The sequence below is a fragment of the Paenibacillus sp. 4624 genome (genome assembly GCF_050435065.1).
In the GTDB taxonomy this organism is placed as follows: domain Bacteria; phylum Bacillota; class Bacilli; order Paenibacillales; family Paenibacillaceae; genus Paenibacillus; species Paenibacillus amylolyticus_D.
Genome location: NZ_JBNDJR010000004.1, coordinates 260,995 through 275,914, shown reverse-complemented (window position 1 = coordinate 275,914; position 14,920 = coordinate 260,995). Strand labels below are relative to the sequence as shown.

At 45.0% G+C, this 14,920-nt stretch carries 12 protein-coding genes; 11 read left to right on the top strand and 1 reads right to left on the bottom strand.

The window, feature by feature from the left end:
• Positions 1–369: 369 nt before the first annotated feature.
• The 11 genes from ABIE27_RS11670 to ABIE27_RS11620 all read left to right on the top strand — a co-directional run bounded on the left by ABIE27_RS11670 (position 370) and on the right by ABIE27_RS11620 (position 13,760).
• Positions 370–2,124 (top strand): sensor histidine kinase, encoded by a 1,755-nt coding sequence (locus tag ABIE27_RS11670; RefSeq protein WP_123064362.1) that lies wholly within the window; start codon positions 370–372, stop codon positions 2,122–2,124.
• Positions 2,125–2,150: 26 nt separating this feature from the next.
• Entirely contained in the window at positions 2,151–3,779 is a 1,629-nt protein-coding gene (locus ABIE27_RS11665) for a response regulator (protein WP_123064363.1), read from the top strand.
• A gap of 124 nt (positions 3,780–3,903) precedes the next feature.
• Positions 3,904–5,595: an extracellular solute-binding protein gene (locus ABIE27_RS11660; protein ID WP_123064364.1), complete on the top strand. Its 1,692-nt coding sequence runs from the start codon at positions 3,904–3,906 to the stop codon at positions 5,593–5,595.
• Positions 5,596–5,877: 282 nt separating this feature from the next.
• The gene (locus ABIE27_RS11655; protein WP_123064365.1) at positions 5,878–6,768 is read left to right on the top strand and encodes an ABC transporter permease; all 891 of its coding nucleotides are present in this window, start codon (positions 5,878–5,880) and stop codon (positions 6,766–6,768) included.
• A 29-nt stretch (positions 6,769–6,797) separates the two neighbouring features.
• A complete protein-coding gene (locus tag ABIE27_RS11650; protein ID WP_090924410.1) occupies positions 6,798–7,676 on the top strand; it encodes a carbohydrate ABC transporter permease in 879 nt (292 codons plus the stop codon).
• Positions 7,677–7,708: 32 nt separating this feature from the next.
• Entirely contained in the window at positions 7,709–8,794 is a 1,086-nt protein-coding gene (locus ABIE27_RS11645; RefSeq protein ID WP_123064366.1) for a glycoside hydrolase family 53 protein, read from the top strand.
• A 53-nt stretch (positions 8,795–8,847) separates the two neighbouring features.
• Positions 8,848–10,920 (top strand): beta-galactosidase, encoded by a 2,073-nt coding sequence (locus ABIE27_RS11640; RefSeq protein WP_123064367.1) that lies wholly within the window; start codon positions 8,848–8,850, stop codon positions 10,918–10,920.
• Between the two features lie 277 nt (positions 10,921–11,197).
• Positions 11,198–12,637 carry an NAD-dependent malic enzyme gene (locus ABIE27_RS11635; protein ID WP_123064368.1) on the top strand — a complete coding sequence of 480 codons (1,440 nt, stop codon included), beginning with the start codon at positions 11,198–11,200 and terminating at the stop codon, positions 12,635–12,637.
• Positions 12,637–13,350, top strand: a complete 714-nt coding sequence (locus ABIE27_RS11630) for an HD domain-containing protein (protein WP_123064369.1) — start codon at positions 12,637–12,639, stop codon at positions 13,348–13,350. The genes ABIE27_RS11635 and ABIE27_RS11630 overlap by 1 nt, the downstream gene beginning before the upstream one ends.
• Entirely contained in the window at positions 13,343–13,510 is a 168-nt protein-coding gene (locus ABIE27_RS11625; protein WP_429350568.1) for a hypothetical protein, read from the top strand. The genes ABIE27_RS11630 and ABIE27_RS11625 overlap by 8 nt, the downstream gene beginning before the upstream one ends.
• Positions 13,500–13,760 (top strand): hypothetical protein, encoded by a 261-nt coding sequence (locus tag ABIE27_RS11620; RefSeq protein ID WP_429350567.1) that lies wholly within the window; start codon positions 13,500–13,502, stop codon positions 13,758–13,760. Before ABIE27_RS11625 ends, ABIE27_RS11620 begins: the two co-directional genes overlap by 11 nt.
• A 385-nt stretch (positions 13,761–14,145) precedes the next feature.
• On the opposite strand, the gene ABIE27_RS11615 is transcribed toward ABIE27_RS11620, so the two are convergent.
• A complete protein-coding gene (locus ABIE27_RS11615) occupies positions 14,146–14,796 on the bottom strand; it encodes a hypothetical protein (RefSeq protein ID WP_123064371.1) in 651 nt (216 codons plus the stop codon).
• Between the last annotated feature and the right edge of the window lie 124 nt (positions 14,797–14,920).

Here is a 14,920-nt window from a genome sequence, read left to right as displayed (position 1 = left end):
AGACAATGTTTAGGATAGATAGTGGGGCACTCTCTTGATTGGATTTGCCTGCGTGCAAGAAATAGATTGTAATTACAACCAATTTGACTACAATTAATGTCACGATATAAGTTAAACTACAGATTTTACACAGCCCACTCCGATGACAGAATAACCTTTCAATCGCTGTTATCCCCAGATTTTTTTGAATTCCCTTTTCCAAAGGGGAAATCCGGTGATAAGCGTATGCTTCCGATGCAGCTTTCTTGCAGAAAGCTTTTAGGCGAACGCTTCGCTTTTCCAGGTTTTTTCTATCCTTTCCGTTAATGTGTAAAAAAAGAGTTAACTTATAATTTAAGTAAAAAAATAAAAAAGCGAGATGAAACTTCCATGTCATACCGGACAAATCTGTTTTCCAAGATGGTCATTTTAATTCTGATCATGCTTATTCCCGTTGTACTCCTGTACTGGTATTCGAATCATAAAACAACAGCTGTACTAAGGGCTGAGCTTAACCGTTCAAATAGCAATCAGCTTGAGTTTTTTCAAAATCAGGTCAACACAAATATTGAGTTGTTATCGTCCTGGCCCAACTTGCTGATTCATGACCCCGATATTGCGAGTTTTCGGCGGATATTTGCGGAGAGTCGTTATTTTGATTTGGATACTATTAATCTCGTCAAGCGAATCCAGAACAAGCTGAGTATTCAGGAGAGCTCCTCTAACTGGGAGACCAAATTATATCTGTACTCTCCCTCCCTTGGCAGGGTGATCTCGGAGCGAGATGCTGGTACTTACGACAAGCAGGCTTTAAAAGAAAATATTATCTCTGGCTGGGATGTGCACAAGATTAACGATGGGCAAAATGATCGGTTCAAATTTAGCTGGATCACGGTATCCCCTTATGGCATCGAGAATCCTGCGGAGAATGCAGAAACGATAATCAAGCTTGAGTTCGACAGTGATAATATTCGGGATATGCTCGACAAATTCAAAGGCGACGGCAGACATGATCCGTTCTATTTTCGTGAAGGAACAGGGGTGATCTATAATCGGACATCGGACCGCACGCTGACCGATCAATTGATCCATGAATTATCCAGCCACACGTTACAAGATGTGGAAAATCGTACGATTGTTATTGGAGATGAGCCATACATGGTCAATTCCGTAAAATCGAGCACAACCGGCTGGTATTTGGTCGATTATATGCCACTGTCGGATATTTTGAAACCGATTCACCAGTCGAATCAGCTGTTTTATTCTGCGATGATCTGTCTGCTACTGATGAGTTGTATTGCGGCGTACTTGTTATATGTGCAAGTTCAAGTACCAGTGAAGCAATTGATTCGCGGTTTCCAGCGATTGAAGCAAGAAGATTATTCGGTTCGTATTGAGCCCAAAGGTCGTAATGAGTTCAGTTATCTGTCTGAACGTTTTAATTCGATGGTGGAAAAGATTCAACAGTTGTTTGAGCACGTATATCTCGAGCAGATCCATGTCCGGGAAGCACGTTTAAAGCAATTGCAGTCACAGATTAACCCGCATTTCTTCTATAACTGTTTCTCGTTCATTACGAGTATGGCGAAGCTGAAGCGAGTCGATGCTGTGGTGGCTATGTCGCACAACCTGTCGAGGTATTACAGGTACACCACAAGACAGGAGCGGGATGTCGTTCCGTTATCTGAAGAGATTGAATTTGTGACTAACTATCTTGAAATTCAGCGTATGCGTATGGAACGTATCCACTACACGCTGGATCTGCCAGAAGACATGTTGCGGATTGAAGTGCCTCCGCTAATCGTACAGCCTCTGGTTGAAAATGCGGTCATCCATGGTATTGAGGCGGATGCAGAAGCTGGTGAGATTCGAGTATCTGGTGAGCAACGGGACGGTACACTTTTTTTAATTGTCGAAGATGATGGACAAGGGATGACACAAGAAGAACGCGAAGCGATGCTGATCAAACTTGCAGGTACGATGGATCAGGAGATGGGCTGCGGATTGTGGAACGTGAATCAAAGGCTGCAACTCAGGTATGGAGGGAAAGGCGGCATCAAGCTCACGGAATCAGAGCTCGGGGGAGTTCGTGTGACCTTGTCATGGCCAGTAGAACAACAACCACTACTGAAAGACACAGAGTGAATTTAAGTGACTAGGGAGTGACTACAGTGATTGATATATTGCTTGTGGATGATGAAACATATGTAACGGAAAGTTTGGAATTAACGATTCCTTGGGGGGAACTTGGAGTCTCAACGGTGTTGCGTGCGGCATCGGGCAAGGAAGCACTGGAGATTATGGAAGATAATGCAGTCGACATCGTCGTTACAGATATTCGCATGCCGGGTATGACAGGCCTTGATTTGATTTCGGAAGTAAATCGGCGCTGGCCTCATGTTCGCTGTATTCTGCTGACAGGTCACAGTGACTTTGATTATGCCAAAAAGGCAATTCAATTACAGGCGGCTGATTATATTTTAAAGCCTGTCAACGATGATGAGTTTATGAGTTCGGTATCAGCGGCGATTACCTCACTGCGGGATGAATGGGATGAGTTCGACAAATATCATCGTCTCCTTTACAGTCGTAAATCTGATTACAAGATTCTAAGAGAGAATCTGATGCATGATTTGTTGCTTGGCCGAGAGATTTCATCGAAAGCGCTACGTGAGCAGTTAGAGCAGTATGAACTTCATATGGAGCCGGAACAGCCTGCTGCTATGATGCTGATTCGTCTTGCAGGACGTTTTGTATCCATGGATCAGCAGTCCCTTGATTTGATGGATTTTGCTGTTGGAAACATCGCCGAGGAAGTGCTTGGGGAGACATATCATGTCTGGTTCAGCCGAGGGCCACATGATTGCCTGGTGATGTTTCTGCAGCATAGGGAAGAGGGGGAAGATTCCCCGCTGGTCAACAGTAGATTACGTAATGCTGCCGAGACCTTCCGGGAACATGTGGTGCGTTACCTACAGGGGGATTTGTCGATCGTTGTGATCCCGCCGTTTTCTTTTAAAGAACTTACCAACGTTTATCGTAAAAGTCTAGGTTCTCTTGTTCTTTCGGGACCGGAAGAACACAAAATCATCTATATGGACATGGAAAATACCATAAACAAGCGCCCTGAAAATGATGCGGCTCGGGCTCTTGAAGAGTTATACAAGCCACCGGTGTTGCCTCAGTTACTGGAGACCAAACAATGGGAGACAGCAGCCGCAAAGTTGAATGCCGTTTTTGATGCGGCGGAGCAGGTTTGTTTGTCCAGAGAGCATGTGTATGAGATGTACCTGTCGGTTACCAATGCTTTTATGTATATTGCGCACAAACAGGGTCACTTGGTTCATGAGATCGATCATGCTGGGTTTGATCTTTTGCTGGCTCATCAGTTGATCCAATCTCCAGAAAAGCTACGTCACTGGGCAATGGACATGCTGGCGAAGCTACAAGAGGAACTGTCGGATCAGGAAGGCGCACAGAGCCGCAGACATGTCATCAAGCAGGTACAGGAATTAGTGACAAGAGACACCGGGCAAGACCTCTCTGTGAAGATGATCGCGGATAAAGTCTATCTACATCCGGTATACCTTTCGAAAATATATAAAGCAGAGACAGGCGAGGGCCTGGGAGATTATATGATTCGCATGCGTATGGAAAGGGCGTTGTATCTGCTCAAAAATACGAATAAAAAGATATATGAGATTACGAGTGAACTCGGATATCAAAATCCGCAATATTTCAGCAAAATGTTCAAAAAACATTATGGGTTGACACCGAATGAATTCCGGGATCAGACATAAATACAACATCATTCGAGCATATAGGTTGGCAAAGGTGCAGAAATCTTGATTTCGTATCATAGGCTGATGTACCTGACCCGTCCTATAATGAAAGGGTAACCAAAACGATTTAAGGGGGAACAACATGAGAGCGCAATCAACGAAAAAGAGATTCTTGTCGCTTCTCGCTACAACGCTGTGTCTGACTGTCGTGCTTGCAGGATGTTCAGGCGGCAATGAAAGCAAAGAGAGTGCAGCGCCAAGCTCCACGGGAGCTCAAAATGAATACAAGGAAAAGTATGATCCGGCAGTAACGATCACGACGGCATGGGGAATTGACCCGGAACTGAAATTTAAAAACGGCGAATCCATGGAAAATAACGTAGCTACCAAATGGGCAAAGGACAAATTTGGTATTGATATCAAATCCCTTTGGTCTGTGACGGATACGAACAGTGCATTCGCAACAAAGTTGCGTTTGGCGATGTCTTCCGGTCAGGAAATGCCTGATATCGTTACGATTGGACAACCGGACAATCTGGTTGCTCAAGATTTGATTGACTCGGGTATGTATCAGGAAGCTGGACCGTTGTTCGATAAATATGCTTCAGACACATGGAAAAAAGCAATGGAGCAAGATCCAAACGTATGGAATCAATACAGCCGTGACGGTAAAAGAATGGGTATTCCTGTACTGGATTACGCGTACAACAACGATTACCTGCTCTGGATTCGTCAAGACTGGCTGGACAAGCTGAATATGAAAGCGCCAAAAACCATTGACGAGCTGGAAGCCGTAATGGAAGCCTTCAAAAATAAAAATCCGGATGGACTGGCTCCCGACAAGGTGACACCGCTCAGCATTGGTTTCAAGAAATCCATGAACACATGGATGGGAGATCCATCTTGGATCTTCGGCGCATATGGTGCCTTACCTCAACAATGGAATGTAGGTGCAGATGGAAAACTGGAGTATGGTTCGGTTAATCCAGGCATGAAACAAGGGTTGACGAAGCTGAATGAATGGCTGACAAAAGGTTATATTCCTCAGGAAGCAGCGCTGTGGGATGAAAACAAAACGGCAGAACCGGCCGTTGCAGGTACAGCCGGCATTATTCCCGGTCCATACTGGATGAGCGGATGGCCACTGAATGATACGGTGAAAAACGTTCCAGGTGCAGTCTGGAAACCAATTGAGATCCCAAGTGGTCCTGATGGCAAAGCGATGCGCCATGGTACATCATTTGTCAATGGTGTTACTTTGATCAAGAAAGACATGGAACATCCAGAAGCATTCTTTACGTATCAAAACTATCTGTTTGATAATTATGCAGATCCGAAACCAGGAAGTGAATATGATAACGGTCTGTTTGAAGGTTATGACTACCAACTAGATGCAAACGGAAAACAAAAACGGTATGAAGACATCGATGGCGGGCATGTCAACGTAGTACGTTATTTGCTCGTGCGTGATGGGGCCCGTATTCCGGATGCACAAATGAAAGCTTTGATGAATTTGGCTGATGGCAAAGAGCCGGAAACCAAATTGGAAAAAGATGTAGCCGCGAACTATGGTAAAGAGACACCTAACGCAGCGAAAGTGTTGCTTGAACAGAAAGATATTTCTTTCAAAAACATGTTCACAGGGCCTACAACCAAAACAATGAAATCGAAGCTTGACTATCTGAACAAAATTGAGAACCAAACGTTTAATGAAATTATTTATGGTAAGAGTCCGGTAGATGCGTTTGATACCTTTGTTCAAACATGGAAATCCGGTGGCGGCGATCAGATCACTCAAGAAGTGAACGAGTGGTATGACGGTGTGAAAAAATAAGCGGTTATACGATATGAAAATGTAAAGCCTAAAATGACGCACAGACGATAGAAGTCTGTGCGTTTTTTCTTTTTTTAACGTTGCAGAATGTGTCAAAAACCCTGTGAATCCGTGGTCAAACTGCGTCAGGAGTCCCTCTTTCCGGTACATGTCCAAAGTAGTTGCTTTTGTGCCATTTATATTGCTTTTATGCGCTGTTTGGGGGTGCTGGAAGGTTGATATAATTTGCCTATAGAGCCACTCAGGAGTACTTGAGTAGGAAGAATTACAGGGGGAGCAATCATGAGAACTTTAAAACGAACTTGGCCATTCCACGTAATGCTGCTGCCAGCCATCATCTTTCTGATTATTTTCAGTTATGTGCCTATGGGCGGAATCGTTATGGCATTCCAAGACTACAAACCATGGATGGGCATCAGCGGCTCGGATTGGGTCGGGCTTGATAACTTTAGATATTTATTTGAACGTGATGATAGTTTGCAGGTTATCTGGAATACCCTGATCATCGCAGTACTCAAGCTGATTTTTAATTTGTTTGTCCCGTTTGTGTTCGCCATTCTGTTGAATGAAGTTCGCAAGATGGCCATTCAGCGTACGATCCAGACGTTGGTATATCTGCCTCACTTCTTGTCCTGGGTTATCCTGGGCGGGATTCTGCTTGATCTGTTGTCAACGGGAGGACTTGTGAACCGAGTGCTTGGCACATTTGGCCTTGGACCATACTTCTTCCTTGGAGATAACAGCTTGTTCCGACCAACGATCATTGTGACGGATGTGTGGAAGGAATTCGGGTATAACATGATTGTTTTCCTGGCTGCCCTCGCCGGCATTAACCCGGCGCTGTATGAAGCGGCAGAGATCGACGGAGCAAACCGCTGGAAGCAAACGCTTCACATTACGATTCCGTCGCTTGTACCGATGTTGATGGTCGTTGGAACGTTGGCTTTGGGTAACGTACTCAATGCTGGATTCGATCAGATTTTCAACTTGTACAATCCGCTTGTATATCAATCAGGAGACATCATCGATACATTCGTATATCGCTCGGCGTTGGAAAATGGAGAGATGGGCTTTGCAACCGCGATCGGATTGTTCAAGTCGGTCATTAGTATGGTTCTGATCCTCGTATCCTACAGCCTAGCTAAGAAATACGCCGGATACCGCATATTCTAATCGAATGAACAGAGAAGGAAGGGACTACGATGTATCATAAATCACCATCATATCGCATTTTCAATGTCATCAATATCAGTTTTCTTATTCTGATTGCTATCATGTGTATTGTGCCAATGATTCACGTACTGGCTGTATCGTTCAGTAACAAGGCTGCAGCAGATGCAAATCTGGTCAGTCTCTGGCCGGTAGGGTTCTCCCTCGAAGCCTATAAAAAAACAATGAATAATCCGATCTTCCTGAACTCACTCTGGATTTCACTACTCCGTACCGTCATTGGTACAGGCATTACACTCCTGATAACCTTCCTGGCGGCATATCCGCTGTCCAAGGAAAATAGTGAGTTCAAAGGCAGAACGGTATACTCCTGGATTTTTGTATTCAGCATGATTTTCAACGGCGGTTTGGTACCGTTCTACATGGTTATTCAAAAGATTGGTCTGATGGATTCCTTCTGGGTGCTGGTACTTCCGGGTGCAGTTAATACGTTCCTGGTCATCCTGATGCTTAACTTCTTCCGCGGCATTCCGAAAGAACTGGAAGAGGCGGCACTGATCGACGGAGCAAATCATTTCAGAACCTTGTTCAGCATCTTCCTGCCGATCTCCATGCCTTCCATTGCAACGATTGCACTGTTCAGCATGGTGTTTCACTGGAATTCCTGGTTTGACGGTCTCTTGTACATGAACAATGCGAAAGATTATCCTTTGGCAACCTTCATGCAGACGGTCATTATCAAACGTGATATGAGTACGATGGCGATGAATCCGCAGGAAATGGCAACGATCTCGCAAACAACGGTACGTGCAGCTCAAATTTTTATCGGAAGTGCGCCGATTCTTATTGTTTACCCGTTCCTTCAACGTTTCTTTGTAAAAGGTATGACACTGGGCTCAGTAAAAGGCTGAGCCCCAATCCCTAATCACTGGAGGCTGATATTTTGAATTCATCAACCAATCAACCATTTGTTCTCGGCATGGATGTGTCATTTATGGACGAGATCGAACAGCATGGGGGAACATATCGTGATGTGGATGGCAAAGAGGAAGATTTGCTGACCATTCTCAAACTGAATGATGTGAGTGCGATTCGTCTTCGCATCTGGAATGATCCTGTCGGCGGATACTGTAATCTGGAGCGCACGGTAGAAGTAGCGAAACGAATCAAGGCACAGGGATTACAATTTCTGCTCGATTTTCATTATTCTGACCGCTGGGCCGATCCCGCGAATCAGTGGAAACCGAAAGCATGGGAGAACTTGTCCTATGAACAGCTTAAACTGGCTGTATGCACATATACGGCGGATGTGCTCCGCACATTGAAAGAACACGACGCCTTGCCGGATATGGTTCAGGTTGGTAATGAAATTACGCCAGGCATGTTATGGGATGATGGACGTGTCGGTGGTGAAGAACATGATACAGACGAACAGTGGCAACGTTTTGCGGGGCTTGTGAAGTATGGCATTGCAGCGGTTAAATCCGTTGATCCTTCCATTCAAATCATGATTCATATTGACCGCGGTGGAGACAATGCCGAGAGCCGTAAATTCTATGATCGTTTTGAGGCGTTAGGTGTAGAATTTGACGTCATCGGTCTGTCTTATTACCCTTGGTGGCATGGAACACTGGACGCCTTGCGTGACAATTTGAATGATCTGGCCACACGCTACGGCAAACCAATCAACGTGGTTGAAACGGCATACCCATGGACGCTGGAACAGCCAGAAGGCATCGAATGGATCATGAATCAGGAAGACATGCTGCTTCCAGGTTATCCTGCAACGGTAGAAGGACAAACGCGATATCTGAAGGATATGTTACAGATTATTCGTGAAGTTCCCGGTGGTCTGGGTCATGGATTCTATTATTGGGAGCCTGCGTGGATTCCGAGCAAAGAGGAATGGTCTGTAGGGCACCCGAACAACTGGGGTAATCTGACGATGTTTGATTTTAAAGGTCGCAAGCTTGAATCATTTAAGGCGTTAACTGCGGCGCAAGAACTCAATGTTACGACATTTGTTTAAGAGGCATGCATAAAGTAAATTATCGTAATTCAACAGCAAGGGAGTTTTCATAAATGACGTACAAATTTCCACCCGTAAGTTCCAAAGCCCCGCACATGCTACATGGTGCTGACTATAATCCGGAGCAATGGCTTCGTTATCCAGAGGTACTTGAAGAGGACATTCGTTTGATGAAACTGGCGAAGTGTAATGTGATGTCCATCGGTATTTTCTCCTGGGTATCCCTAGAGCCGGAAGAAGGCGTTTATACATTTGAATGGCTGGATCAGGTGCTGGATCGTTTTGCTGCAAACGGGATTTATGCGTTCCTGGCAACACCAAGCGGTGCTAGACCCGCATGGATGTCGGCGAAATATCCTGAAGTGTTGCGTGTCTCGGAGAATCGAGTTCGTAACCTGCATGGTTTCCGTCATAATCACTGTTACACCTCTCCAGTGTACCGGGAAAAAGTAACGGCGATGAACAGTAAACTTGCGGAACGCTACTCGGATCACCCGGCTGTCATCGGCTGGCATATTTCGAATGAGTTCGGTGGGGATTGTCACTGTGACTACTGTCAGGAAGCCTTCCGCGCCTGGGTTCAAAACAAGTACAAAACGTTGGATGAGTTAAATCACTCATGGTGGACAACGTTCTGGAGTCATACGGTGACGGATTGGAGTCAAGTCGAATCTCCGGCACCACACGGCGAAACTCAGGTTCATGCGATGAATCTGGACTGGCGCCGCTTCGTGACGGATCAGACAGCGGATTTCATCGTTCATGAAACGAAGCCACTCAAGGCGAAAAATCCAAATCTGCCGGTAACGACGAACCTGATGGAATTTTACGGTGGCCTGAACTATTGGAAGTTCGCGGATATTCTAGATTTTCTCTCTTGGGACAGTTATCCAACATGGCATGATGCAGAGGACGATGCGAAACAGGCGTCGCGAATTGCGATGATGCATGATATTGTACGTTCCATTAAAGGTGGTCAGCCATTCCTGCTCATGGAGAGCACACCTAGTTCTACGAACTGGCAGGATGTAAGCAAGTTGAAACGTCCGGGCATGCATCTGTTGTCCTCCTTGCAGGCGGTAGCTCATGGATCAGATAGCGTTCAGTACTTCCAGTGGAGAAAAAGCCGTGGATCCAGCGAGAAGTTACACGGTGCGGTAGTAGACCATGTAGGTACAGAACATACCCGTGTGTTTCAGGATGTGACCGATGTAGGTATAGCACTGCAAAGCATGGAGGATATTGTAGGAACGACGGTTCCTGCTGAAGTCGCGATAATCTTTGATTGGGAAAACCGTTGGGCCGTGAATGATTCCCAAGGTCCACGCAACATCGGGGTGAAATACGAGCAGACAGTAGAAGCTCACTACGAAGCGTTCTGGAAAAAAGGTGTAGCGGTCGATGTCATCGATATGGAAGCGGATCTATCCAAGTACAAAGTGTTAGTAGCGCCAATGCTTTATCTCGTTCGTGAAGGAGTAGGCGAACGGATTGAAAAGTTTGTAGAACAGGGCGGTACATTTGTCGCAACATACTGGTCTGGCATTGTGAACGAGAATGATCTGTGTTTCCTTGGTGGATTCCCTGGTCCGCTTCGTAAAACGCTTGGCATCTGGTCAGAAGAGATCGATGGATTGCATGATCGTGAACTCAATGGAATTATTCCAGCGCAAGGCAATGAACTTGGCCTTACTACAGAGTATGATGCAATCGAGCTCTGTGACCTCATTCACCTGGAAGGTGCAAAATCTCTTGCGGTGTATCGTTCGGATTTCTACGCAGGACGTCCGGCTTTGACAGTGAACGAGCTTGGTTCAGGGAAAGCTTATTATATGGCGGCACGGATGAAAGCACCGTTCTATGATGATTTTTACGGCAAGCTGATTGCAGATCTGGATCTGGAGCGTGGACTGAAATTGGACTTGCCTGCAGGGACTACTGCACATGTACGTACCGACGGTGATTCCGATTATGTGTTCGTTCAGAACTACACCGAGCACGAGAAACAGGTTCAGTTGGACAGTCCGTCGTATACCGATGTACTTAGTGGAGAAGCGGTTGAAGCAAGTCTGGACTTACAGCCTTACGACATTCGGGTATTGCGCAGAGCGGCGAATCGCAAGTAAGTAAGTTTAACGGGAGATATGAATAGGGCATTGGAGTTTATCGGAAGCATGAGCCTTAGGTATGCATTGGGATAAACGAACGAATGTTACACATAGAGAGACATTAAAATGGATTGTCTTGGGCCTTCAAACAGGTGCCAAGACAATCCATTTTATTTTGTCTCTTGTGGGACTTGAGGGCTTTTTTTGGACAAGATAAAGGATAATCGTGTCCACGTAGCGAAGACAAACACGTAACTTGTCAACTTAAGACTTTCATTGTCTGGGAGGAATTGAAATGAATCAGAGAAATCTGGACGGCAACAGCATTATTATACGGCTGGAAATGACAACGAAAGATATCAAGTTTGGTGAGGTGGCCTCGGCCATCTCGGAAGCTGGAGGAGACATTATTGCCATCGACGTCATTTCGACCAATCAGGATGTCAGTGTGCGCGACTTGACCGTCGCGGTCACCGATTCACAGGATAACAGCAAAATTATAGAAGCAGTACGCCAGCTTAAAGGCGTGTCCATCGTTAACGTATCGGATCGTACATTCCTGCTGCATCTGGGCGGCAAAATTGAAGTTACACCAAAGACACCCATTCACAACCGGGAAGATCTTTCCCGTGTGTACACACCGGACGTGGCTCGGGTATGTTCCGCTATATCAGAGGAGCCAGGGAAAGCTTTTTCATTAACGATTAAACGTAATACTGTTGCAGTTGTTTCAGATGGCAGCGCAGTGCTTGGACTCGGCAATATTGGTCCTCGTGCAGCCATGCCGGTGATGGAAGGTAAGGCGATGCTGTTTAAACAATTTGCAGGTGTGGATGCGTTCCCGATCTGCCTGGATACACAGGATACCGAAGAGATCATTCGCACCGTGAAAGCGATATCACCTGCTTTTGGCGGCATTAATCTGGAGGATATTTCTTCCCCGCGTTGTTTTGAGATCGAACGCCGGTTGAATGAAGAGCTCGATATTCCGGTATTTCATGATGATCAGCATGGTACAGCGGTTGTACTGTATGCAGGTCTGATCAATGCGCTTAAACTGGTTGGCAAGTCGATCGAGAATGTGAAAATTGTCGTGTGCGGCATTGGGGCAGCGGGTGTAGCTTGCAGCAATATCCTATTATCTGCAGGTGCGAAGCGACTAATCGGTGTGGATCGTGATGGTGCAATCGTACGCACGAATTCGTATGAGAATGAGGTATGGACCGAATATGCGGCACGTACTAATCCTGATCTGGAGAAAGGTTCCCTGCGTGAAGTCATTCGAGATGCCGATGTATTCATTGGTTTATCGCGTGGCAATCTGTTAACGCGTGAGGATGTACAGACGATGGCAGACAATCCCATTGTATTTGCGATGGCGAACCCTGTACCTGAGATCATGCCTGCTCTGGTTGAAGATATTGTTGCGGTCATGGCAACTGGACGCTCGGATTATCCGAACCAGATTAATAACGTGCTTTGTTTCCCAGGCATGTTCAGAGCTGTTCTCGATTGCCGGGCAACGGAAATTAACGAAGAGATGAAGCTGGCTGCTGCTCAGGCGATTGCTTCTTCCATCTCGGATGAAGAGCGTACACGTTATTACATTATTCCGAGTGTATTTAACGATAAAGTGGTTAAATCGATGCGCAGTCGTGTCATTGAAGCGGCAATCAAAACGGGAGTGGCAAGACGTGTGCCACGGGAGCAGGCGCGTGAAGGTGGAGAATCCTGATGACTTCCGATTTACCTAATATGACTTCGGATTTACCTAATGCATCTGAGCAATCGCATCATCCGGTGAAGGAATCCATTTTGTGCGAGGCCCGTGCTTTTGTGCAGGAAGATGCTTCCCGGCATGCCGATGGACACGACTGGACTCATATTGAGCGCGTCACCAGACTTGCAGCCAGATTGGCTCATGACGAAGGCGCTGACCCGTTTATCTGTGAACTGGCTGCGCTACTGCATGATGTACCAGACGAGAAGCTTAATGATAGTCTGGAGGCAGGCATGGTGAAGCTGCACGCGTGGCTGGATTCGCAGCCGCTTGCTCCAGCAGCACGTGAAGCGGTGGTGAACATCATCAGCACGATCTCGTTTGCAGGCGGTCAAGGAGCTGCGCTCAGTTCTCTTGAAGCTCAGGTCGTGCAGGATGCAGACCGGCTTGATGCACTGGGTGCAATCGGCATTGCCCGTACCTTTGCATTTGCCGGCGCCCGCGGGCGAGAAATGTACGATCCTTCACTTCTGCCGAGGGAGCAGATGACCCGTGAGCAGTATCGCAATGAGCGCAGCACAACGATTAATCATTTTTACGAAAAGTTGTTCAAACTCAAAAATCTGATGAACACGTCCTATGGCAAGGAACTGGCGCAGCAACGTCATGAGTATATGGTGCAGTTTGTGGAACAGTTCAAGCAGGAATGGGAAGGTACAGATGATTAAAAGTGAGCAACAGCTGGTAGTCGGCTGGTCTGCTAATGTAAGGAATAATGTTATTTTGAAGCATGCCATCTCTAATCAGAGACGGTGTGCTTTTTATATTTTTCAAATTGCAGATGTGGGTTATATTACGTTTCGAGTGGTTTGTTCGTATGGACAATGAATGTAACCCTTTAATGGGAGAACAACAATATGGGCTACTGGAAGCGCACTATGAAAGCGGAAAATATAATGTTATTGTCACACTTCAGGACTTTAGAAAAGGAAACAGGATAAGTATATACGGACTAGTTGCAACTCCTTCAAATCCTGACGTCAGTAAACATTACTTATTAGAGGGTGGTAACCAATATAGAGTAGCTATCGCAACTTTGGCTAGTGGTTGGGGATACCTTTTTAATTACATACCTTAACAATCTTCATCATTATAAACACCAGAATATCGTTCTAGTAACAGCTCTTCTTCTATTTGCAACGAAAATAAGTTTCAGACAGAAACTGTTATGTTTTTTATGCAGAGAAAGAAACAAGCTGACCAATCATCAGGTCAGCTTGTTTGAATTCAGGAAATTTGTTCGTTTAATTGGGAAAAAAAATCTATTTTCTGAAGCAACACCTATGATTTTTTATCTTTCATAGCCTTGTATAAATCAATGCCTAAAATTAGTGCCAATATAAATGTGGAAAATAACAAGGGTTTTATATAGCCAGAACCAAAAATGAAAAAACTAGCGAAGTAGTTAACTATAAAAACCATAACGTATCTCCACACCATATAGTACACCTCTTCTGTTGAAATTAGAACCAAGGAACCAATGAAGTTCCACGTCTCGTGTCTACATCATATGCTCCACCAGTATTGTTCGAATTTTTGGTAATACGTGTTTGTTTCCGAATTTCATAATCACCGTATACTGTACCATTGGAATCAACAAATCCTGGTCCCATTGTACGATAATGGTAAGTAATAAAAGTATACAAGTCTTCCGTATTATTATTAATAAAATAGTAGGCCGCGTAGCCACCTGCAGCAACAGCCACAAGTTCTTTCCATGGTGTAGCTATGTTTTTGGCATAGGCTGTAAAAGCGGCTACAAAAGCTGTCTTTGTAGCTCCTGAAAACTTTTTACTGCCTGCAAAATTATAGTTTTTTAGAGACTGCCATGCACTGGGATAAGTGGCCATTGCACTTTGAAGATTTACATCAGTTCTAAATGATGCAATAAGAAGTTGATTTACTCTATTTCTATTGGTCTCAGATTTATCAGATATAATAATTGTACCATCTGAAACTGCGTAGTCAATGTTATTGGACTCCAATATACCTGTAATTCTCTCATCAATCATAGGGATAATGGGTTCTTTTGTTTCGGATTGTGCAGAAATAACAGGAGCAACGACAGATACTATTAAGATTAAAGACAAAAATATCAAAGTGATTTTTTTCATTCTTTACCTCCAGTAGATCAGTATTCTGTTTTCTTAATGATAAAATAATAATAAACCTCACAAAACTTCTAAGATATTCCTCCTCTCGATTTAATGAATTAACTATATTTGGATATTGCTATGA